General features: G+C 69.9%; 21 protein-coding genes. 16 read left to right on the forward strand and 5 right to left on the reverse strand.

Features of this window, described 5'->3' with window-relative positions:
* The 10 genes from TSO352_RS04170 to TSO352_RS04215 form a co-directional block, all read left to right on the forward strand.
* Positions 1 to 354 (forward strand): hydrogenase (locus TSO352_RS04170; RefSeq protein ID WP_109106666.1); only part of this gene is annotated, 354 nt, incomplete at its 5' end.
* Complete coding sequence (locus tag TSO352_RS04175) at positions 351 to 1,223, forward strand: hydrogenase expression/formation protein (protein WP_109106082.1); 873 nt, start codon at positions 351 to 353, stop codon at positions 1,221 to 1,223. The genes TSO352_RS04170 and TSO352_RS04175, both read left to right, overlap by 4 nt.
* Positions 1,223 to 2,095, forward strand: a complete 873-nt coding sequence (gene hybE / locus TSO352_RS04180; protein WP_109106083.1) for a [NiFe]-hydrogenase assembly chaperone HybE — start codon at positions 1,223 to 1,225, stop codon at positions 2,093 to 2,095. Before TSO352_RS04175 ends, hybE begins: the two co-directional genes overlap by 1 nt.
* Positions 2,088 to 2,429: a hydrogenase maturation nickel metallochaperone HypA gene (hypA, locus tag TSO352_RS04185; protein ID WP_109106084.1), complete on the forward strand. Its 342-nt coding sequence runs from the start codon at positions 2,088 to 2,090 to the stop codon at positions 2,427 to 2,429. The genes hybE and hypA overlap by 8 nt, the downstream gene beginning before the upstream one ends.
* Entirely contained in the window at positions 2,426 to 3,928 is a 1,503-nt protein-coding gene (locus TSO352_RS04190) for a sigma-54 dependent transcriptional regulator (protein ID WP_109106085.1), read from the forward strand. The genes hypA and TSO352_RS04190 overlap by 4 nt, the downstream gene beginning before the upstream one ends.
* Before the next feature lie 233 nt (positions 3,929 to 4,161).
* Positions 4,162 to 4,710 carry a HupE/UreJ family protein gene (locus TSO352_RS04195; protein ID WP_109106086.1) on the forward strand — a complete coding sequence of 183 codons (549 nt, stop codon included), beginning with the start codon at positions 4,162 to 4,164 and terminating at the stop codon, positions 4,708 to 4,710.
* A 191-nt stretch (positions 4,711 to 4,901) separates the two neighbouring features.
* Entirely contained in the window at positions 4,902 to 5,975 is a 1,074-nt protein-coding gene (locus tag TSO352_RS04200; protein ID WP_109106087.1) for a hydrogenase small subunit, read from the forward strand.
* 2 nt (positions 5,976 to 5,977) lie between these two features.
* Positions 5,978 to 7,792: a nickel-dependent hydrogenase large subunit gene (locus TSO352_RS04205; protein WP_109106088.1), complete on the forward strand. Its 1,815-nt coding sequence runs from the start codon at positions 5,978 to 5,980 to the stop codon at positions 7,790 to 7,792.
* A 25-nt stretch (positions 7,793 to 7,817) separates the two neighbouring features.
* Complete coding sequence (cybH, locus tag TSO352_RS04210; protein ID WP_109106089.1) at positions 7,818 to 8,612, forward strand: Ni/Fe-hydrogenase, b-type cytochrome subunit; 795 nt, start codon at positions 7,818 to 7,820, stop codon at positions 8,610 to 8,612.
* A 270-nt stretch (positions 8,613 to 8,882) separates the two neighbouring features.
* Entirely contained in the window at positions 8,883 to 9,203 is a 321-nt protein-coding gene (locus TSO352_RS04215) for a hypothetical protein (RefSeq protein WP_109106090.1), read from the forward strand.
* On the opposite strand, the gene hypF is transcribed toward TSO352_RS04215, so the two are convergent.
* Complete coding sequence (gene hypF, locus TSO352_RS04220; protein WP_247871893.1) at positions 9,158 to 11,446, reverse strand: carbamoyltransferase HypF; 2,289 nt, start codon at positions 11,444 to 11,446, stop codon at positions 9,158 to 9,160. The two genes, TSO352_RS04215 and hypF, sit on opposite strands and share 46 nt — an antisense overlap.
* A gap of 132 nt (positions 11,447 to 11,578) precedes the next feature.
* On the opposite strand from hypF, the gene TSO352_RS04225 reads away from it, so the two are divergent.
* The 6 genes from TSO352_RS04225 to TSO352_RS04250 all read left to right on the forward strand — a co-directional run bounded on the left by TSO352_RS04225 (position 11,579) and on the right by TSO352_RS04250 (position 17,037).
* Complete coding sequence (locus TSO352_RS04225; protein WP_109106091.1) at positions 11,579 to 11,812, forward strand: hypothetical protein; 234 nt, start codon at positions 11,579 to 11,581, stop codon at positions 11,810 to 11,812.
* 325 nt (positions 11,813 to 12,137) lie between these two features.
* Positions 12,138 to 13,622: a SulP family inorganic anion transporter gene (locus tag TSO352_RS04230; RefSeq protein WP_109106092.1), complete on the forward strand. Its 1,485-nt coding sequence runs from the start codon at positions 12,138 to 12,140 to the stop codon at positions 13,620 to 13,622.
* Positions 13,623 to 13,786: 164 nt separating this feature from the next.
* Positions 13,787 to 14,299, forward strand: a complete 513-nt coding sequence (locus TSO352_RS04235) for a ferritin-like domain-containing protein (RefSeq protein ID WP_109106093.1) — start codon at positions 13,787 to 13,789, stop codon at positions 14,297 to 14,299.
* 53 nt (positions 14,300 to 14,352) lie between these two features.
* Positions 14,353 to 15,411 carry a 3-oxoacyl-[acyl-carrier-protein] synthase III C-terminal domain-containing protein gene (locus TSO352_RS04240; protein WP_109106094.1) on the forward strand — a complete coding sequence of 353 codons (1,059 nt, stop codon included), beginning with the start codon at positions 14,353 to 14,355 and terminating at the stop codon, positions 15,409 to 15,411.
* A 2-nt stretch (positions 15,412 to 15,413) separates the two neighbouring features.
* Positions 15,414 to 15,995 (forward strand): isoprenylcysteine carboxylmethyltransferase family protein, encoded by a 582-nt coding sequence (locus tag TSO352_RS04245; protein WP_109106095.1) that lies wholly within the window; start codon positions 15,414 to 15,416, stop codon positions 15,993 to 15,995.
* 16 nt (positions 15,996 to 16,011) lie between these two features.
* Entirely contained in the window at positions 16,012 to 17,037 is a 1,026-nt protein-coding gene (locus TSO352_RS04250) for an SDR family oxidoreductase (RefSeq protein ID WP_109106096.1), read from the forward strand.
* A 343-nt stretch (positions 17,038 to 17,380) separates the two neighbouring features.
* On the opposite strand, the gene nirK is transcribed toward TSO352_RS04250, so the two are convergent.
* From nirK to TSO352_RS04270, 4 genes are all read right to left on the reverse strand, one after another.
* The gene (gene nirK / locus TSO352_RS04255; RefSeq protein ID WP_109106097.1) at positions 17,381 to 18,448 is read right to left on the reverse strand and encodes a copper-containing nitrite reductase; all 1,068 of its coding nucleotides are present in this window, start codon (positions 18,446 to 18,448) and stop codon (positions 17,381 to 17,383) included.
* A gap of 159 nt (positions 18,449 to 18,607) precedes the next feature.
* The gene (mog, locus tag TSO352_RS04260) at positions 18,608 to 19,159 is read right to left on the reverse strand and encodes a molybdopterin adenylyltransferase (protein WP_109106098.1); all 552 of its coding nucleotides are present in this window, start codon (positions 19,157 to 19,159) and stop codon (positions 18,608 to 18,610) included.
* Between the two features lie 29 nt (positions 19,160 to 19,188).
* Positions 19,189 to 21,105 carry a VWA domain-containing protein gene (locus TSO352_RS04265; protein ID WP_109106099.1) on the reverse strand — a complete coding sequence of 639 codons (1,917 nt, stop codon included), beginning with the start codon at positions 21,103 to 21,105 and terminating at the stop codon, positions 19,189 to 19,191.
* A 22-nt stretch (positions 21,106 to 21,127) separates the two neighbouring features.
* The coding region (locus tag TSO352_RS04270; RefSeq protein WP_146210723.1) for a CbbQ/NirQ/NorQ C-terminal domain-containing protein at positions 21,128 to 21,614 on the reverse strand (487 nt) is incomplete at its 5' end.

The following is a 21,614-nucleotide window of genomic DNA, read 5'->3' on the forward strand; positions in this document are numbered from 1 at the left end:
CCCCGGCTGGACGGCGCCGACCAGCAGCCCTGGCGCGGCGACGGAGCCGACTGGGTGGTCTTCCTGCCCGGCCACGGCAAGGGCAACGGCGAAACCGCCGACGTCGCGGTGATCCTGCCGGAGTTGGTGCGCGCCCTGCACCCGCGGCTGAAGCCGGCGGTGGCCGGGGTGGCAGCGGAACGCGCGCTGCTCGCCCGCACCGGCATGATGAGCCTGCCGGCCCTGGTCTTCCTGCGCGGCGACACGCTGCTCGGCAGCATCCCCCGGGTGCGCGACTGGAGCGACTATCTCCAGCGGATCGCCGAGATCCTGGCTTCGGATGGCACGTCGGATGGCAAGGGGAGCCCGTCATGAGTTCGCTGTTCGGCATGACCCGCCCGCCGGTCGGTTTCGGCCCCGGCAGCCAGGACGACCTCGCGGAAGAGGGTCTCGAGTATCTGCCGATGCCCTCGGGCATGCGCACCTACGAGCCGCATCTGCCCGACATCGCCGATCCGGCCCGCGCCGCCGCCGCCCTCGCGGTCCTGGAGCAGGTGCACGACGCGTTGACCCGCTGGCGCGACGGCGAGGAGATCCGCGTCGCCGTCGACCGGCTCGACGCCCCGACCCTGGCCTTGCTCGACGAGGCGCTGGGCGAGGGCGAGGTGGCGGTCCGGATCGACGGCGCCGCCAACCGGCCGGACGCCCAGCGGCTGGAGATCCAGGAGGCGACACTGGCCGGCGTCTGGCGCGTCCGCGCCTTCGACGGCCAGGACGCGGCGCGCGAGGCCCTGCTGGTCGGCGCCTTCCCACGGGTGGCGCTGAACCGCGCCTTCGCCCCGATTGCCGCGACGACGGCCGAACCGCCGCCGGCTGGGCTGATGAACGGCCTGCCGATCCTGACCGAGCTGCTGGACCGCAGCGCCGGCTGGCGGCGTGGCGATGCCGCCCATGCGGTGAATTTCAGCCTGCTGCCCCACACGCCGGAGGATCTGGCCTTCGTCGAACGGCGGCTGGGCCAGGGCGCCACCACCATCCTGTCGCGCGGCTACGGCAATTGCCGGGTGACGGCGACGGCAACGCCGAACGTCTGGTGGGTGCGCTATTACAACTCGGTCGACACGCTGATCCTCGACACGGTGGAGGTGACCGACGTGCCGGCGGTGGTTTGCGCCGCGCCGGAGGACATCGCCGACAGCGCCGAGCGGCTGGCCGAAATCATCGACGCGCTGAGGACCCCGTGATGAGCGCCGCGGCAAGCGCCGCCCTGCCCGCCCGATTCGAAGGCTCCTACCTCGGCGACGCCTCGCGCATCGGCGACGGCACGCGGATGGAATGCAAGATCTGCTGGCACGTCTACGACCCGGCGGAGGGCTGCGAGGTCTGGCAGGTGCCGGCCGGCACGCCCTTCACCGCCCTGCCCGGCGACTGGCGCTGCCCGGTCTGCGACGGCGCCCGCGACCAGTTCATGGCGCTCGACGGCGGCGCGGCGGAAGACGGAACGGCGCGGCCGCACCCGGCGGCGCTGCCCACCGCGGACGCTGCCGCCCCCACCCTGCCGACCGAGGCGATCCAGCGGCTGGAGGCGGCGTTCCGCGAGGTGCACACCGCCCAGATGCGCGGCATGCCGATCGTCAACGACGCGCTGGCGGTCAAGGCGGTCGGGTTCCGGGCGCACCAGGGGCGCTGGCTCGGCGCGCTGGTGACGCCGTGGTTCCTGAACCTCGTCCTGCTGCCGGGCGAGGCCGACGACTGGGCCGGGCTGGTGCCGGGGGAGAAGGAGCTGGTCGAGTTCCCCTCCGGCTTCTACGAATACGTCCACGCCAACCGCAAGGGCGTCGGCCCCTACAAGGCCTGCTCGCTGTTCTCCCCGATGTTCGAGTTCGGCTCGATGCTGCAGGCGACGGACACCGCCGCGGCGGCGCTGGTCGCGCTGTTCGACCCGTCGATCCGCGAGGACGGCGCCCAGACCGCCGAGATCCGCCGCCGCCGCGAGGCCGAGCCGGCCCCGCCGCCGGACGCGGCGACGGTGCCGGATGCCGCGCCGCCGGAGGCGGCCGAACCGTCACTGCCCACGCGCCGGACCCTGCTGCTGGGACCCGGCCGCGATGCATGAGATGGCGATCTGCGAAAGCCTGCTCCAGGCGATGGAGGAGGCCGGGCGGGCCAACGGCTTCACCCGCGTCCGCAAGGTCCGGCTGGAAATCGGCCGCTTCGCCGGGGTCGAGATCGAGGCGCTGCGCTTCGGCTTCGACGTGGTGACGCGCGGCTCGCTGGCCGACGGCGCGGAACTGGCCGTGCTGGAGGTGCCGGGCCGCGGCTGGTGCTTCGACTGCAACGACACGGTGCCGCTGGAAGACCGGCTGTCGTCCTGCCCACGCTGCGGCGGCGACTGGCTCCAGCCCAGCGGCGGCACCGAGATGACGATCAAGGACCTGGAAGTCGAATGACGGAACCCGCCCGCCCCGGCATCCTGGTCGTCGACGACGAGCCGCGCTCCGTCGAGGTGATCGCCCGCGTGCTGGACGAGGAGTTCGAGGTCTTCACCGCGCTGTCGGCGGCCGACGCCCTGCGCCTGCTGGAAAGCGAGTGGATCCAGGCCGTCTTCTCCGACCAGCGGATGCCGGAGGTCAGCGGCGTGGCGTTCCTGACCCAGGTGCGGGAGCGCTGGCCGGAGGTGGTGCGCATCGTCATCACCGGCTACATCGACCCCGAGGACATCATCGGCGCCATCAACACCGCCGGCATCCACCAGTTCATCACCAAGCCCTGGCACCCCGACCACCTGCTGCTGACCGCGCGCAACGCCGCCCGGCTCTACCAGCTTCAGCGCGAGCATGACCGGCTGTCGAACGAGCTGAAGCTGCTGCCGCCGGTCGCCGAAAGCCGGGTGGTGTCGCGGCGCGAGCGGGTGCGCCAGTCCTACCGCTTCGACAGCCTGATCCGCGCGCCCGGCAGCCCGGTGGACGAGATCTGCCGCAAGGCGGAGCGGGTGGCCGGCTTCAACGTGCCGGTGCTGGTGCTGGGCGAGACGGGCACCGGCAAGGAGCTGCTGGCCCGCGCCATCCATTACGGCAGCCCGCGGTCCGACCAGCCCTTCTACGGTGAGAATTGCGGCGCCATCCCGGACGAGCTGCTGGAAAGCGAGCTGTTCGGCCACAAGAAGGGCGCCTTCACCGGCGCCCACACCAACCGCGTCGGCCTGCTGGAGCAGGCGGACGGCGGCACCATCTTCCTGGACGAGATCGGCGACATCAGCCCGGCCTTCCAGGTCCGGCTGCTGCGCTTCCTGCAGGAGGGCGAGATCCGGCCGGTCGGCTCCAACGAGACGCGGCGGGTCGACGTCCGCGTCGTCGCTGCCACCCACCGCGACCTCACCGCCGAGGTGCAGGCCGGGCGCTTCCGCGAAGACCTCTATTACCGGCTCAGCACCATGACGCTGGTCATGCCGCCGCTGCGCGACCGGCCCACCGACATCCCGGTGCTGGCCCGCCACATCCTGGAACGGCTGTCGGCCGCCCACGGCAAGCCGGTGTCGGGCTTCGCCCCCGACACCATGGCCTGCCTGGAAGCCTATGGCTGGCCCGGCAACGTGCGCGAGCTGCAGAACGAGATCATGCGCATGCTGGTGCTGTGCGAGGGCGACACGCTGGGGGCGGAGCTGCTGTCCGACCCGGTGCTGCGCGGCGCGGCGCTGAACGCGCGCCCGGCCGCGCCCGGTGGCGACGGCAGCGGCGACGGGACGCTGCACGCGCTGGAAGCGCTGGCGCAGGGCGGACCGCTGAAGTCACGGATCGAGCGGGTCGAGGCCGGCATCCTGCTGGAAACGCTGGTCCGCTGCCGCTGGAACAAGAGCAGGGCCGCCGACGAGCTGGGCCTGTCCCGCATGGGCCTGCGCGCCAAGCTGGAACGCTACGGCATCGAACGCGGCCCGACGCAGCGGCATTGAGGCCATCGAGAGTCGCCCTCTCCCGCCCCGGGAGAGGGATCACTCAAAGGTTCCGTTCCCTCCGGCGGAAAGTCGTCATTCCCGCGAAGGCGGGAATCCAGGTCGCCAATCGAGCCTGCTTTGGAGGAGCTGGATCCCCGCCTTCGCGGGGATGACGGAAAATCCGAAACCGTGGGCAGAAGTCTTCGATTGCCCTCCCCCAAACCACAAGAACCCCGAAGGAGCCGTTCGTCATGTCCAAATCCACCCGCCTTGCCGTCATCGCCGCCGCCGTGGCGCTCGCCGCCACCCCGGCCCTCGCCCATCCCGGCCATCTGGCCGGTGCCGGTTTCCTCGACGGTGCGGCGCACCCGCTGGGCGGCCTCGACCATCTGATCGCCATGGTCACGGTCGGCGTCTATGGCGCCGTCATCGGCGGGCGGGCGGTGCTGGCGGTGCCCGGTGCCTTCCTGGCGGCGATGCTGGGCGGCGGGCTGCTGGCGCTGCTCGGCGTGTCGCTGCCGCTGGTCGAGCCGACGATCTACGCCTCCACCGTCGTGCTGGCGCTGCTGTGCGTCATGCCGATGTCGCGCAACGCGGTGATCGGCGTGCTGTTCGCCGGCGGCTTCGGGCTGTTCCACGGCTTCGCCCATGGCGCCGAGATGCCGGCCGACGCCGCGGCGCTGGGCTATGCGCTGGGCTTCCTGGCCAGCACCGCCGGGCTGCACGCCGCCGGTGTCGCGCTGGGTCTGGCGATCCATCGCCTGATCGGCCAGCCGGACGACGCCCGCCGCTCGGCGTAACCGCACCGGCAACCCGCTTTCCACCCGTTAAAGCCGTTTCGGCCGGTTGCTTGCCAGTGGCAGCCGGCCTTCCACCGCCCAGCCCATTGGTTTGCCAACTGTCCGTATTACGGCACGATTGTTGCCTATGACCGACGGAGAAGCGCGCCGGACCCTCGCACACCGGCGCCCCCGCGGGAGAAAACAAACCGATGGCTACGCTGGAAACCTTTTACGAGGTGATGCGACGGCAGGGCATCACGCGCCGTTCGTTCCTGAAATACTGCTCGCTGACCGCCGCCGCGCTCGGCCTGGGGCCGGAGCTGGTGCCGCAGATCGTCCACGCCATGGAGACGAAGCCGCGCACCCCGGTCCTGTGGCTGCACGGGCTGGAATGCACCTGCTGTTCGGAATCCTTCATCCGCTCGGCGCACCCGCTGGTCAAGGACGTGGTGCTGTCGATGATCTCGCTGGACTACGACGACACGCTGATGGCGTCGGCCGGCCACCACGCCGAGGCGATCCTCGACGAGGTGATGGAGAAGTACAAGGGCAACTACATCCTGGCGGTGGAGGGCAACCCGCCGCTGAACGAGGACGGGATGTTCTGCATCGTCGGCGGCAAGCCCTTCGTCGACCAGCTGCGCAAGGTCGCCAAGGATGCCAAGGCGATCATCTCCTGGGGCTCCTGCGCGTCGTTCGGCTGCGTCCAGGCGGCGCGTCCGAACCCGACCCGCGCCACCCCGGTGCATGAGGTCATCACCGACAAGCCGATCATCAAGGTTCCCGGCTGCCCGCCGATCGCCGAGGTGATGACCGGCGTCATCACCTACATGCTGACCTTCGACCGCATCCCGGAGCTGGACCGCCAGGGCCGCCCGAAGATGTTCTACAGCCAGCGCATCCACGACAAATGCTACCGCCGGCCGCATTTCGACGCCGGCCAGTTCGTCGAGGCGTTCGACGACGAGGGCGCGCGCAAGGGCCATTGCCTCTACAAGGTCGGCTGCAAGGGTCCGACCACCTACAACGCCTGCTCCACCGTCCGCTGGAACGAGGGCACCAGCTTCCCCATCCAGTCCGGCCACGGCTGCATCGGCTGTTCGGAAGACGGCTTCTGGGACAAGGGGTCCTGGTACGCCCGCCAGTCCGACATCCTCCAGTTCGGGATCGAGGCCAACGCCGACCAGGTCGGCACCACCGCCGCCATCGGCGTCGGCAGCATCATCGCCGCCCACGCGGCCGTCAGCGCCCTGAAGCGCGCGCAGCACAAGGGAGACGTCTGACCATGGGCATCGTCCAGACCCCGAACGGCTTTTCGCTCGACAACGGCGGCAAGCGCATCGTCGTCGATCCGGTGACCCGCATCGAAGGTCACATGCGCTGCGAGGTGAACGTCGACGCCAACAACGTCATCCGCAACGCGGTCTCCACCGGCACGATGTGGCGCGGGTTGGAAGTCATCCTGAAGGGCCGCGACCCGCGCGACGCCTGGGCCTTCGTCGAGCGCATCTGCGGCGTCTGCACCGGCTGCCACGCCCTGACCTCGGTCCGCGCGGTGGAGGATGCACTTCAGATCCGCATCCCGAAGAACGCCCACCTGATCCGCGAGATCATGGCGAAGACGTTGCAGGTCCACGACCACATCGTCCATTTCTATCACCTGCACGCGCTGGACTGGGTCAACCCGGTCAACGCGCTGAAGGCCGACCCGCAGGCGACCTCCGCCCTGCAACAGGCGGTGTCGCCGGCCCACGCCAAGTCCAGCCCCGGCTATTTCCGCGACGTGCAGACCCGCATCCGGAAATTCGTTGAATCGGGCCAGCTCGGCATCTTCAAGAACGGCTATTGGGACAACCCGGCCTACAAGCTGTCGCCGGAAGCCGACCTGATGGCGGTGACCCATTACCTGGAGGCGCTGGACCTCCAGAAGGACATCGTCAAGATCCACACCATCCTGGGCGGCAAGAACCCGCACCCGAACTACATGGTCGGCGGTGTTCCCTGCGCCATCAACCTGGACGGCACCGGGTCGTCGGGCGCGCCGCTGAACATGGAGCGGCTGAATTTCATCCGCGCCCGCATGTTGGAGGCCGCGGCCTTCGTCGACAACGTCTATCTGCCGGACGTGCTGGCGATCGCCAGCTTCTACAAGGACTGGCTGCACGGCGGCGGGTTGGCGGCGACCAACGTGATGGACTACGGCGATTACGAGAAGGTGCCGTACGACCATTCGACCTGCCAACTGCCGGGCGGCGTCATCCTGAACGGCAACTGGAACGAGGTCCACCCGATCGACCCGCGCGACCCGGCGCAGGTGCAGGAGTTCGTCGCCCACAGCTGGTACCACTACGAGGACGAGAGCAAGGGCCTGCACCCGTGGGACGGCGTGACGGAGGCCAAGTTCGAACTCGGCCCCAACGCCAAGGGCAGCCGCACCGACATCAAGGAACTGGACGAGGCCGCCAAGTATTCCTGGATCAAGGCGCCGCGCTGGCGCGGTCACGCGGTGGAGGTCGGCCCGCTGCCGCGCTACATCCTGGCCTACGCCCAGGGCGTCGGCTACGTGAAGGACCAGATCACCGAATCGCTGGGTGCTTTCAACAAGCTGGCCGGGACCAACCTGACGGCGCAGCAGGCGCTGCCGACCACCATCGGCCGCACGCTGGCCCGCGCGCTGGAATGCCAGTATTGCTGCACCATGATGCTGGACGACTGGAGCGCCCTGATCGCCAACATCAAGGCCGGCGACACCGCCACCGCGAACGTCGAGAAGTGGGATCCGAAGACCTGGCCGAAGGAAGCCAAGGGCGTCGGCACCGTCGCCGCCCCGCGCGGCGGCCTGGGCCACTGGATCAAGATCAAGGACGGCAAGATCGACAACTACCAGTGCGTCGTGCCGACGACCTGGAACGGCAGCCCGCGCGATCCCAAGGGCAACATCGGCGCCTTCGAGGCCTCGCTGCTGAACACCCCGATGGAGCGCCCGGACGAGCCGGTGGAGATCCTGCGCACCCTGCACAGCTTCGACCCGTGCCTGGCCTGCTCCACCCACGTCATGGCGCCCGACGGCGCCGAACTGGCCCGCGTCACCGTACGCTGACCGGCAAACCGCGGAGGGTTATGTCATGGCTCCTCTCGACGATGCGAAGCCGGTCGCGACACCGGACGAGGAAGGGACGGCCGCTCCGGCGGCCGGCCGCTTCCTGAAGGCGATCTACGTGTACGAGGTCCCGGTGCGGGTCTGGCACTGGATCAACGCGCTGGCCATCACCGTGCTGTCGGTCACCGGCTATCTGATCGCCAACCCGCTGCCCTCGATGCCCGGGGAGGCCAGCGCCCATTTCCTGATGGGCTACATCCGCTTCGTGCATTTCGCGGCGGCCTACATCTTCGCCGTCGGCTTCATCGGCCGGCTTTATTGGGCCTTCGCCGGCAACCACCACGCCCGCCAACTGTTCCGCTTCCCCTTCTGGGACCTGCACTGGTGGGGCGAGCTGATCCTGGAGGCGCGCTGGTACCTGTTCCTGGCCCGCAAGCCGAAGCTGTATGTCGGCCACAACCCGCTGGCCCAGTTCGCCATGTTCTGGGTCATCGCGGTCGGCAGCGTCTTCATGATCGTCACCGGCTTCGCCCTCTACAGCGAGGGCGCCGGCCAGGGCAGTTGGCAGGACCGGCTGTTCGGCTGGGTCATCCCGCTGTTCGGCCAGAGCATGGACGTCCACACCTGGCACCATATGGGAATGTGGGCGATCCTGCTGTTCGTGATGGTCCACGTCTACGCCGCGGTGCGCGAGGACATCATGTCCCGCCAGTCGATCATCTCCACCATGATCAGCGGCGTCCGCACCTTCAAGGACGCCGAAGTCCCGGCGGACGAGGAGCACGAAGCGCCGGCGAAGCGGGTGAAGCACGCGGGGTGAGCGTCTGATGCTGTGAAGGTCTCTGCCCCCTCCCCGACCCTCCCCCGCTACGCGGGAGAGGGAGCCGGTGCTTGTGCAGGAGAGTGGCGGCAGTCCCCTCTCCCGCGCAGCGGGGGAGGGTTAGGGAGGGGGAAAAACGCCAGCGAGTGCCACGCCACACCCCTTGGAAACCTTGATCAGTTCCTCATGCGTTCCCATATCTGGGAGGTTCCGAAACAACCGGGAATCCCAGAGCGACGCCGTCCCACCGGGGGCGGCCCGGAGGACGTCATGCCCTACTTTCCGACCATCGACCTGACCCCGCAGGTCAGCATGCTGCTGGCCCGCGGCGCGTTGCGGCTCAACCCCGGCCAATGGGTGCGGGGCGAGAAGGGCCGCGGCCGTTTCCTGCGCACCGACCCGCGCACCGGCACCACCTATGTCAGCTGGCTGCGGCCGGGCGACGATTGGGAAACCGCGTCGCAGCGCTTCCACCGCGCCTGCCGCAAGGGTTATGTCGGCAAGTACCGCGGCCTCTACGACCGCGACAAGGCCCGCCGCGCCGGCTACGGCGTGCAAGTGTCCAGGGCGAACGAGGCCGCCCACGCCTGACCGAGGCTGAGCCCGCCGTCGTTGGCGGGCGCCAGCCGGGGCAGCAGCGCCGCGACGCCGGCGGCCTGGAAGCCGGCGACCAGCCCTTCCGCCAGCACCGCGTTCATCAGGCAGCCGCCGGACAGCACCACCCGGCGCAGGCCGCGCGCCTGAAGCTGCGGCAGGGTCCAGGCGACCAGGGCGGCCGTCAGGGTGCCGTGGAACAGCTCCGCCCCCTCCACCGCGTCGGCCACCGTCAGCAGCCGTTCCAGCAGCGGCGTCAAATCCAGTTCGTCCCCGTCGATCCGCCACGCCCCGTCCGCCACTCGCGGGCGACGCACCAGTGACTCCAGGGCCATCGGCGCCTCGCCCTCGAAGCCGGCGACCGCGCGGACGCCGAGCAGCCCGCAGGCGGCGTCGAACCAGCGGCCGCAGGAGCTGGTGAGCGGCGCGTTGATGCCGCGCTCGATCATCCGCCGCACGCCCTCGGCCGGGCCGTGGCCGGCGAAGCGCGGGACGACCTCGTCCGCCCGGCCCATGCGGACCAGCGCCGCGGTGGCCATCCGCCAGGGCTGGCGCGCCGCGACATCGCCGCCGGGCTGGGCCAGCGGGGCGAAGCGACCGATGCGCTCGGCCGTCGAACCATCGACCAGCAGCATCTCGCCACCCCAGGAGCCGCCGTCGTCTCCCAGCCCGAAGCCGTCGAGCGCCAGCCCGAGCGCCGGCCCTTCGACCCGGTGTTCGGCCATCACCGCGGCGACGTGGGCGTGGTGGTGCTGGACCGCGATGGCCGGCAGCCCGCTGCGCTCGGCGAAGCGGGTGGAGTGGAAATCGGGGTGGCGGTCGTGGGCCACCGCCACCGGCTGGACCCCCAGCACATGCAGGAGGTGGGCGACGGTTTCCTCCAGGAACTCCAGCGTCGCGGCGTTGTCGAGATCGCCGATGTGCTGCGACAGGAAGGCTTCGTCGCCGCGGGTGACGCAGACGGTGTTTTTCAGATGCCCGCCGACCGCCAGGATCGGTGGCACCGGCCGGGCCAGCCGGATCGGTTCCGGCACATAGCCGCGGCCACGGCGCAGGAAGGCCGGCGCGCCGGCCAGCTTGCGGACGACGCTGTCGTCGGCGCGGATGACGATGTCGCGGTCATGATCGACGATCAGGTCGGCGATGCCGGCCAGCCGCTCCGCCGCCTCGGCATTGCCGATGGCGAGCGGCTCGCCGCCGGGATTGGCGGAGGTCATGACCAGGGTCAGGTCCTGCGGCTCGGCCAGCCAGCCGGTGCCGTCCGGCCGTCCGGCCGCCTCGTGGAACAGCAGGTGATGCAGCGGCGTGTAGGGCAGCATGACGCCCAGCCACGCCAGACCGGGGGCGATGTCGGGCGCGAGCCCGCGGGCGAAGTCTTGTGCCAGCGCCGGGCCGTCGTCGCGGCGGCGCAGCAGCACGATGGGCCTGGCGATCCCCTCCAGCAGGCGGCGTTCGTCGGCGTCGAGATCGACGTGGCGGGCGGCGGAGGCGGCGTTGGCGACCATCAGGGCAAAGGGCTTGCCGTTGCGCTGCTTGACCCGGCGCAGCCGCTCCACCGCGTCGGCCCGCGTGGCGTCGCAGGCGAGGTGGAAGCCGCCCAGCCCCTTGATGGCGACGATCATGCCGGCGCGCAGGGCGGCCAGGATGGCTTCGGGCGGGTGCGACAGGCGGGGGCCGCAGACCGGACAGGCGGTCGGCTGGGCGTGGAAGCGGCGGTCGGCCGGGTCGGCGTATTCGGCGGCGCAGGCCGGGCAGAGCGGAAACCCCGCCATCGCCGTCTGCGGCCGGTCGTAGGGCAGCCGGCGCGTGATGGTGTAGCGCGGGCCGCAATGGGTGCAGTTCAGGAAGGCGTAGCGGTAACGGCGGTCGGCCGGATCGAACAGCTCGGCGAGGCAGGCCGGGCAGACGGTGGCGTCGGGGCCGATGCCGGTGGCGATGGCGCCGCCGGTTTCGCTGTGGCGGATGACGAAGGCGTTCTCGCCGTGGATCGGGGCGAGAGCTTCTGCGTCGACGGCGTCGATGCGGGCGAGCGGTGGCGCCTCGTCCACCAGCGCGGCGCGGAAGGCGTCGGCGTCGGCGCCCTGCACCTCCAGAAGCACGCCGCGGGCGTCGTTCAGCACCCAGCCGGTCAGGCCGAAGCGCCGCGCAAGCGCGTGGACATGCGGGCGGAACCCCACCCCCTGCACCCGTCCGCGCACGCGGATCCTCAGCCGGTCTTCCTTGTCGGACATGAACGCCATGCGATTGACCTGCGGCTGCGCCGAACCTCCCATCCTAAGCAGGCGGGCGCCGGGGGGAGAAGGGATAATGCAACGATCCTGAACGGCGCCGGTTGAGGGAGGGACCTGCGGAACCGCAACGGAGACGCCGTCATGAGCGCAAGCAAGCACGAGAAGACCGACAAGCCGACCGACGCCGACCTGAAGAACAACCCGCAGATCGGCGGGTCCAAGGGCGCCCGCGCCGCCGGCATGACGCCGGACGACCTGGACCTCGCCCAGGGCGAGACCACCTTCGAGGGCGACATCGAGAACCAGACCAACGACAAGGGCGGGGTCGACAAGCCCTTCCGCGACGCCCCGCCGCTGCGGCCGCGTCAGGCCTGACGAACCACATCCCACAAGAAGCGGGGGCGGCGTCCGACTGGGCGCCGCCCCTGTTTGTTGCGCGCTTTCTTGTTTGCGCCGCCCGCGGACGCGCGGGCTTGCCGGGCCTGCGACAATCTGTTACGTCTGCCTTATGCTGCACCGCGTCACGCCGCCTTGACGGCTTCCACACCGCATTGACCTGAAGCCCGTCGGCCCCATTCCGGGCCGCCCACCGCTTCGCAGCCGTTCCACGCCCTCATCATTGTCGACAGGTCGGCACGCCCTCCGGCTTTCGGTCGGGGTGGAGCTTTGCCCGCCGTCACGCCCCGAGATTCCGAGACCCATGGCCATCGATCTGCACCGACTCCGTCAGGAATGGTTCGGCAACCCGCGCGGCGACCTGCTCGCCGGGCTCGTCGTCGCCCTCGCCCTCATCCCCGAGGCCATCGCCTTTTCCATCATCGCCGGGGTCGATCCGAAGATCGGGCTCTACGCCTCCTTCGCCATCGCGATGACCGTCGCTGTGGTCGGCGGCCGTCCCGGCATGATCTCCGCCGCAACCGCCGCCACCGCGGTGCTGATGGTCACGCTGGTGAAGGAGCATGGGCTCCAGTATCTGCTGGCCGCCACCGTGCTGGCCGGCGCGCTGCAGGTCGGCGCCGGCTTCCTGCGGCTGGGGGCGCTGATGCGCTTCGTGTCGAAATCGGTGATGACCGGCTTCGTCAACGCGCTCGCCATCCTGATCTTCCTGGCGCAGGTGCCGGAGCTGATCGGCGTGCCCAAGCTGACCTACGCGCTGGTCGCCGCCGGGCTGGGCATCATCTATCTGCTGCCGCGCCTGACCCGGGCGGTGCCCTCGGCGCTGGTCAGCATCCTGGTGCTGACGGCGGTGTCGATCGCGCTGGGTCTGGACGTGCGGACGGTCGGCGACATGGGCGAGCTGCCGTCCACCCTGCCGGTCTTCCTGCTGCCCGACATCCCGCCGACGCTGGACACGCTGCGCATCATCCTGCCCTACTCGGCCGGCATCGCCGTGGTCGGGCTGCTGGAATCGCTGATGACCGCGGCGATCGTCGACGACATGACCGACACCGGCAGCGACAAGAACCGCGAATGCGTCGGCCAGGGCGTGGCCAACATGGTGTCGGGCTTCCTGGGCGGCATGGCCGGCTGCGCGATGATCGGCCAGTCGGTCATCAACGTGAAGTCGGGCGGCCGCGGCCGGTTGTCGACCTTCTGCGCCGGGTTGTTCCTGCTGTTCCTGATCGTTGTGCTGGGCGACTGGGTGAAGCGCATTCCGATGGCCGCGCTGGTCGCGGTGATGATCATGGTGTCGGTCGGCACCTTCCGCTGGGACTCGCTGAAGACGCTGGTGACGCATCCCCGCAGCTCCAGCGCGGTCATGCTGGCGACCGTGATCGGCGTCGTCGCCACCCACAACCTCGCGGTCGGCGTGCTGATCGGCGTGCTGCTGTCCGGCATCTTCTTCGCCGGAAAGGTTGCCCGGATGTTCCGCGTCAGCTCCACCCTGTCCGACGACGGCAAGGCCCGCATCTACACGGTCGAGGGCCAGCTGTTCTTCGCGTCGGCCGACGACTTCACCGCGGCCTTCGATTTCAGCGAGGCGCTGGATCGCGTCACCATCGACGTCGGCAGCGCCCACATCTGGGATATCTCCAGCGTCGCGGCGCTCGACACCGTCGTGCTGAAGTTCCGGCGCGCCGGGATCGAGGTCGGCCTGATCGGCATGAACGCCGCCAGCGAAACCATCGTCGACCGGCTGGCCATCCACGACAAGCCGGGCAAGGAGGAGGCGCTGGCGCACTGACGGGCGGGCCGACGGGCGCGGGCCGTTCCGAAAGGGCGATTGGCCGAAAGGTCATGACCTTTAGAGGACGCGGCCCGGGCGCGACGGACAGGGCGGCGCCTTGTTGGCAGGGGGGAGCGGAAGCCGAACCAACGGCACCCTTACCGACAACGGAGATTTCCCATATGCCGACCCCCAAGGACACTCTGATCGACTGGCTGCGCGATGCCCACTCCATGGAAAACCAGGCGGTGGAGATGCTGAACCGGCAGGTCGAGCGCATCAAGCACTACCCCGAGCTGCTGGCCAAGGCCCAGGAGCATGTCCAAGTGTCGAACCGCCAAGCCGAACGGCTGGAACAGTGCCTGAAGCAGCTCGGCACCAGCGCGTCGTCGATCAAGACCGGCATCGGCATGCTGATCGGCAACGCCCAGTCGCTGTCCGGCGTGCTCGCCAGCGACGAGATCGTCAAGGCGTCGGTCTTCAACTACGCCTTCGAACATTTCGAGATCGCCAACTACCGCGCCCTGATCTCCGCCGCCCAACTGGCCGGGGAGCCGGAGATCGCCCGCACCCTCCAGCAGAGCCTGGATGAGGAAATCGAGATGGCGACCTGGCTGGAACAGCACCTGCCGGACGTCACCAAGACCTTCCTGGCCCGCCAGAACGCCGGCGCCACCGCCGACGCCAAGCGCTGAGCCAACTCGCCTGAAGGCCGGACGCCGACCGGCAGCAACATGCGGAGAACAGGATGACACCGGACCCGCAACTGCTGTCGGTCGCCACCGCGTTACCGCCCCATCGCTTCGAACAGGACGAGACGCTCGCCGTGGCGCGGGCGGTGTTCGCGCACCGCCTGCGCGACTTCGAACGGCTGGCGCCGGTCTTCGCCAACACCGGCATCCGGACCCGCCACGCCGTCTGCCCGATCGACTGGTACCTGCAGCCCCACGGCTGGGGCGAGCGCGCCGCCGTGTTCGAACGGACCGCGCTCGCCCTGCTGGAGGAGGCCGCCGGAAAGGCGCTGTCGGCCGCCGGCCTCCGCCCGCAGGAGGTCGACGCCATCGTCTGCGCCACCACCACCGGCATCGCCACCCCCAGTCTGGAAGCGCTGCTGCTCGACCGCATGGGGTTCCGGCCCGACACGGTGCGGCTGCCGATCTTCGGTCTGGGCTGCGCCGGCGGCGCGCTTGGGCTGGCACGGGCCGCCATGATGGCGCGCGCCATGCCGGGGCGGACCGTGCTGTTCCTGTTGGTGGAGCTTTGCACCCTGTCGCACCGGCCGGAGGAAGCCACCCCCACCAACGTCGTGGCGAGCGCGCTGTTCGCCGACGGCGCCGCCGCCGCGCTGCTGCGCGCACCCACCGGTGTGGACGCTCCTGCCGGTCCACGCGTCGTCGACAGCGCCGAGCACACCTGGCCCGGCACCCGCCGCATCATGGGCTGGCGGATCGAGGCCGAGGGGTTCGGCGTCGTCTTCAGCCAGGACATTCCGAAACTGATCCGCGAGCGTCTGGCCCCCGTCGTCGACCACTTCCTGACCGGGCGCGGCATGACGCGGGCCGATCTGGCCGGGGTGGTCTGCCACACCGGCGGCGCCAAGGTGCTGGAGGCGATCACCGAGGTGATGGACCCGGCGACCGCGGGGATGGAGGAGGCCTGGGCGGTGCTGCACGACTGCGGCAACATGTCGGCGGCCAGCGTCCTGTTCGTGCTGGACCGGCGGCTGCGCGGCGGGGCGACCGGCCCGCATCTGATGATGGCGCTGGGCCCCGGCTTCACCGCCGCGCTGACCTTGCTGGATCTCTGAGCATGGACTTTTCGGGCCCGGGTTGGCCGCAGGTCATCCTGCTTGCCGTCGCGGCGCAGCGGCTGCTGGAACTGGTGCTGGCCCGCCGCAACACCACCCGCCTGCTGGCCGAGGGCGCGCGCGAGGTCGGGGCGGCCCATTACCCGCTGTTCGTCGCGCTGCATGGCGGCTGGCTGGCGTTGCTGTTCGCGGCGACACCGGCCGACGCCCCGGTGAACGGTGGACTGTTGGCGCTGTTCGTGCTGCTCCAGGCTGGACGGCTGTGGGTGATCGCGACGCTCGGCCGCTTCTGGACGACGCGCATCATCACGCTGGACGGCGCGCCGCTGGTCCGGCGCGGGCCGTTCCGCTGGGTCCGGCACCCCAACTATCTGGTGGTGGCGGGCGAATTGGCGGTGCTGCCGCTGGTCTTCGGCCAACCCTGGATCGCGCTGGCCGCCACCCTGCTGAACATCCCCCTGACGTTGCACCGCATCCGGGTGGAGGATGGTGCGCTGCGACCGCGCGGCGGAACCGGCGGCAATGGAACCGGTGGCAATGACGGACGTTGGACAGAGCACCCAACCCGCCCGGCCCGTCAATGAGAAGGCAGCCCGCCCCATGCAACCCTCCCCCGCCTCCCCTCCCGTCGTCGTCATCACCGGGGCCTCGGCCGGCGTCGGCCGCGCCACCGCCCTCGCCTTCGCCGCCCACCGCCACGCCTCGATCGGCCTGATCGCCCGCTCCGGCGATGCGCTGGAGGAGGTGAGGCGTGAGGTCGAGCGGCTGGGCGGAAAGGCCTTGGCCCTGCCGCTCGACGTCAGCGACGCCGAGGCGGTGGATGCCGCCGCCGGACGGGTGGAGGAGGCGTTCGGCCCGATCGACGTCTGGATCAACGCCGCGATGGTCACCGTCTTCGGCCCGGTATCGTCGATCACGCCCGCCGAATTGAAGCGGGTGACCGAGGTGACCTATCTCGGTTCCGCCTATGGCATCCAGGCGGCGTTGCGCCGCATGCGCGGGCGCGACCGCGGCGCCATCGTCCAGGTCGGATCGGCGCTCGCCTACCGCTCCATCCCGCTGCAATCCGCCTATTGTGCGGCGAAGCACGCGATCCAGGGCTTCATCGACAGCCTGCGGTCGGAACTGCTGCACGACGGCAGCGGTGTGACGCTGACCGCGGTGCATCTGCCGGCGGTCAACACGCCGCAATTCGACTGGGCACGCAGCCACATGCCGCGCCGCGCCCAGCCGATGGGCAAGATCTTTCAACCCGAGGACATCGCCCGCGCCATCCTGCACGCCGCCGAGCAGCCGCGCCGCGAATATTGGCTGGGCGGATCGGCGATGCAGGCGATCCTGGGCAATTTCCTGGTGCCGGGCTTCGCCGACCGCTATCTCGCCCGCAACGCCGTCGATGGGCAGGAAACCGACGAGCGGGAAACGCCCGGCCGGCCCGACAACCTGTACCATCCGGTGGAGGGGCTGCACCGCACGCGCGGTCGCTTCGGCTTGCCGCACCACAGCCTGCGCCTGACCGCCAGCGGCCGCGTGGCGCGCAGCGCCGCTGTCGCCGCCGGACTGATCCTGGCCGGCGGCCTGGGCTACGCGATCAGCCGGCTGCAGCCGCGCTCATCGACGCCCTGATCCAGGGTGCGGGCTCCGCAAAATATCACACTGCGGCGCTGGGCCATGCGCCTTGCGCGGTCAGTGGAGCCGCCTATATACTGCCTCGTACGCCAACAACTGAAAGGAGGTGATCTCGTGTCTCATTGTCCGTCTCACTCGTCGTCGAGCGCCATGGCCGGGATCTCTTTCTTCGTGGAAGAGGTTTCCGTCCGCTGAGGACATCCTCCGTGGTCTCGACGAGTCACGGATAGACAATGGAAGGGCTGCCGGGAACGGCGGCCCTTCTTTGTTTTGCACCATTTAAATGCAAAAGAGCCCCCCTCCCTTGCGGGAGAGGGGCTTTGCTACGACCGGCTTGCGCTCAGTGCTGCATCTCGCCGACCTGCTTCTTGCGGGAGTCGCCGGACTTGTCGAGGATGATGCTGTCGTCCGGCTTGCCTTCGACCTCCAGGATGCCGATCAGGCCCTTGGTGGCGCGGCTCAGCGCGTGGTCGACCAGGGCGTATTTGCCGGGGTAGTCGACCTTGAACTCCACCATGGTGGCGCCGCCGGGGGCGACGGTGACGGTCTGCACGCCCTTCGTCGGCTCGGCTTCGAGGCCGCCCAGGTTGTAGACCCGGTCGAAGATCTCGCCGATGACGTGGAAGGACGAGGTCAGGTTGGGACCGCCGACACCGAAATACAGGCGCACCGTCTCGCCGACCTTGGCCTTCAGCGGCTTGTCCTTCGTCAGGGCGCCGACGGTGCCGTTGAACACCATGTAGGTCGGCCGCTCGTTGACCAGACCGTCATAGTCGTCCTCGGCGTTCTGCAGGTTCTTCGCCTTGGTCGCGTAGATTTCCTGCTGCATCACGTAGAATTCATGGTCGACCGCGGGGAGGCCGGCCTCCGGCTCCACCACGATCAGGCCGTACATGCCCTTGGAAATGTGATGGGCCACCATCGGCGTCGCGCAGTGATAGACGTAGACGCCCGGGGTCAGCGCCTTGAAGGAGAAGGACTTGGTCTCGCCCGGCTCCACCTGGGTGATCTGGCCGCCGCCGAGGAAGCCGGTCGCCGCGTGGAAGTCGACGGAATGGTTCATCGTCGAGTCCTTGGCGTTGGAAATCGACACGTCCACGGTGTCGCCGACGCGGACGCGGACCATCGGGCCAGGCACGGTGTTGTTGAAGGTCCAATAGGTGTAGCTGGTGCCATCGTCCAGCCGGGCCTCGACCTCCGTCGTGGTCAGCGAGACCTTCTGGGTCTTCGGCGCGCGCTTGCCGGCCTTTTCCGGGGCCGGGACGGCAGCGGGGTCCTGCACGACGCTGACCGTCGGCTGCTTGACCTTCGGGTCGGCGTACAGCGTGTCCGCCGACGCCGCCCCAATTCCCGACACGAACATCAAAGCGGCGGCGCTGACGGACAGGAGGATCGACTTGGTCTTCATGGCACTCTCTCGGACGTGTGTTTCTTGTGAGGGAATACTGTTCTCTCGTCCGGTGATTGCGCTTGACCGCCGTCAAGTGAAGCCCAGTGGCGCAATTATGTCGCAGGCTTCTTCAGTTAACCTCAAGCTTCAACTGGTCTTTATTTCCCCTATGCTTTGTCAGGACTTTGGCCGGAAGGCGACGCAGACCGCCGGATCGGTGTCGATCCGCCCGGCACCGATCAGGTCGAGGCAATAGGGTATGGCGGGGAACACCGCCATCAGGCAGTCGTGGATGGCGGAGGGTTTGCCCGGCAGGTTGACGATCAGGCTGCTGCCGCGGATGCCCGCGGTCTGGCGCGACAGGATGGCGGTCGGCACCACGGTCAGGCTGACCGTGCGCATCAGCTCGCCGAATCCCGGCATCATCTTGTCGCAGACCCGCTCGGTCGCTTCCGGCGTCACGTCACGCGGGGCCGGGCCGGTGCCGCCGGTGGTGACCACCAGGGCGCAGCCGGCGTCGCACAGCTCGGCCAGCGTGGCGGCGATCAGGTCCAACTCGTCGGGGATGACCCGTGCCTCCGCCTGCCAGGGCGAGGCGATGAGCCGGGTCAGCTCCTCCCGGATCGCCGGGCCGCCCTTGTCCTCGTAGATGCCGCGGCTGGCGCGGTCCGACACGGTGACGATACCGATCTTGACGGGGTCGGTCTTGACAGGCGTGGTGCCGTTCATGAGCGCTGGATCCTTGCAGGTTGGCCGCATCAGGCGGCGCAGGCGACCTGCCGGTACAGCGCCGGCAGCGCCTTGGTCAAATGGGACACTTGCGGGAAAATGGCATAGGCGCCCCGCCCGAACAGATAGGGTATGTAGTCGCGGGCCTGCGCGTCCACCGTGATGGCGAACACCGCCAGCCCGTCGCGCCGTGCCTCGCGGATCGCCTGCCGGGTGTCCTCGATGCCGTAGCGGCCTTCGTAATGGTCGACGTCGTTCGGCTTGCCGTCGGTCAGCAGCACCAGCAGCCGGTGGCGGTTCGGCCGTTCGGCCAGCTCCGCGGCGGCGTGGCGGATGGCGGCGCCCATGCGGGTGTAGTAGCCGGGCTTCAGCGCGCCGATGCGGCGGGTGACGGTTGCGCTCAACGGCTCGTCGAAGCCCTTCAGCGTCTGCACCCGGACCCAGGTCCGCCGTTTGGAGGTGAAGGCGTAGAGCGCATGGTCGTCGCCGCAGGCGGTCAGCCCATGGGTCAGGGCGAGCAGCGCCTCCTTCTCGACGTCCAGCACGCGCCGGCCTTCGATCCAGCCGTCGGTCGACAGCGAGCCGTCGACCAGCACCGCCACCGCCAGATCGCGCGCGGCGCTGCGCACCTGCTGGTGGACGCGGTCGCTGCCGGCGCCGCCCGCCTGGAAATCGGCGCGGCTGCGCACCAGCGCCGCAAGGTCCAGCTCGTCGCCGTCCGCCTGCCCGGAAAACACCATGCGGCGCGGGCGCAGCGCCTCGAACTGGCGGCGGACCTGACGGATGCGGCGCGACGCCGCCGCGTCGGGCTGCCAGGCCTCGCCGTCGGCCGGGGCGGTTTCGGCGATCACCCGGCAATGGGCGGGCAGAAGGGCTTGGCGACGGTGGTCCCATTCCGGATAGGTCAGGGTCGCGGTCAGCGGCGTCGCGTCGACGGCCGACGGCGTCAGGTCGAGGTCGAGCTTCAGCGCGGTCGATGCCTTGCGCTGGTGCGCGCCGACCGCGATCTCGTCCAGATCGTCGGCGGCCTTGCGGGCGTTGTCCGCGTCGTCATCGTCGACCGCGCGCGGGATGTTCAGCATCTCGGCAAGGCTGAGCATCTTCTCGAAGCGGTTCAGGATCAGCGGGTCGTTGCGCTGGATCTGGTCGGTAGCGCGCCGGGTCGCCTTGCGGCGGCGCTGGTCGCCCTCGGCGGCCTTGCCACCCTCGCCGGGGCTGTCGGCGGCGGTGGTCGCCGCGTGGTCGGCCGGCATCGTCGCCACGCCCCACAGCGGCACCGGCAGCAGCCGGGCGTAGTCGTAGGGGGCGGTGAAGCCGCTCAGCGGGACGGCCGGATTGAGGACGCGCGCCGCCTCCCCTTCCGCCACACCGGCGCCGAGCAGGGCCAGCGCGGCGCGCTCCACCGCGGCCTCGACCGGCGGCAGGCGGCGGGCCGGGCGGATGGCGGCGACGGCGCGGGTCAGCTCCCCGTGCATGCGGGCAAGGCCGGGCCAGAGCGCCAGCACCCGCGCCGTGGTCTCGGCGGCGGCGCGCAGCGCCAGCACATCGGCCTGCAGCGGGTCGGCCGGGGTGGTCAGCGGCTCGGCGTGGGCGAAGTAGGCGGCGAGCCACTCGAACAGCCGCTCGTTCAGCGCGGGATCGGGGAACAGGTCGACCGCCGCCGGAAGCTGGAGCACGTCGCCGTCCAACGCCGCCCGCTCCACCCGCTCCGTTCCCAGGCCGATGCGGTCGAGCAGCGGCAGCCGGTGGCCGGATTCCGTGGCGGTGCCGGCGGTCAGCCGCACGCCGCGGTCGCCCCCCAGCGCGCGGAAGAAGACCGACAGCCGGGGGCGCATCGCCTCCAGCGTCACCGCGGCGTCGGGATGGTGCGGATAGCTCGACCGCCCGCCGATCAGGCGGTGCCACAGGCGGCCGACGGTCTCTTCCGGCTCGAAGAACTCCAGCATGACGACGATCCTTCAGACCGGTTTAACCCAACGTCACCTCGGCGACGCGCAGCAGACCGGCGCGGACGTCGACATCGTCGGTCAGCGGCTCGATCAGCGCGGCGCGGATCGCCCGTTCCGGCTTCATGCCCGAGCGGATCAGCGTGGCGCAGTAGATCAGCAGGCGGGTCGACACGCCCTCCTCCAGATCCTGCCCCTTCAGCGCGCGCAGCGCGTTGGCAAGCCGGACCAGCGGGGCGACGCGGCTTTCCGGCAGGCCGCTTTCCTGGGCAACGATCGGGATTTCCTGGTCGGGCGGGGGAAAGTCGAACTCGACGGCCAGGAAACGCTGGCGGGTGCTGGGCTTCAGCGCCTTCAGCACATTCTGGTAGCCGGGGTTGTAGGACACGACCAGCATGAATTCCGGCGGCGCCTCCAGCGTCTCGCCGGTGCGGTCGAGCGGCAGGATGCGGCGGTCGTCGGTCAGCGGGTGCAGCACGACGGTGACGTCCTTGCGCGCCTCCACCACC

Source organism: Azospirillum sp. TSO35-2 (assembly GCF_003116095.1).
Taxonomy (GTDB): domain Bacteria; phylum Pseudomonadota; class Alphaproteobacteria; order Azospirillales; family Azospirillaceae; genus Azospirillum.